1 protein-coding gene is annotated in these 244 nt (G+C 75.8%); it reads right to left on the reverse strand.

Features of this window, described 5'->3' with window-relative positions:
* Positions 1-230, reverse strand: a 230-nt coding sequence (locus ACHAAJ_RS15635) for a hypothetical protein (RefSeq protein ID WP_435729165.1), incomplete at its 3' end; no start/stop codon positions are given.
* Between the last annotated feature and the right edge of the window lie 14 nt (positions 231-244).

Below are 244 nucleotides of genomic sequence, written 5' to 3' on the forward strand. Positions count from 1 at the left end.
AGTTCGGTCGCCGCGGCCGCGGTAGCCCACCAATCCACCTTCGGGTCCGTCTCGGCGAACTCCGCGCGCAACCGCTCCGCCCACGGCCGGTAGACGCCCCGGGAGGTCCTGGCCAGTTCGGTGAGCTCCGCCAACCGCTCGCGGTGGACCGCCTCCACCGCCGCGGCCCGCAACCGCACCTCGTCCGCGTCCAGCCCCGCACGCCGCCGGGCGCCCTCGCGGGTCAGCAACACCGCCTCCTCCA

The sequence above is a fragment of the Arthrobacter arnarulunnguaqae genome (assembly GCF_051262515.1).
GTDB lineage: Bacteria > Actinomycetota > Actinomycetes > Actinomycetales > Micrococcaceae > Arthrobacter_N.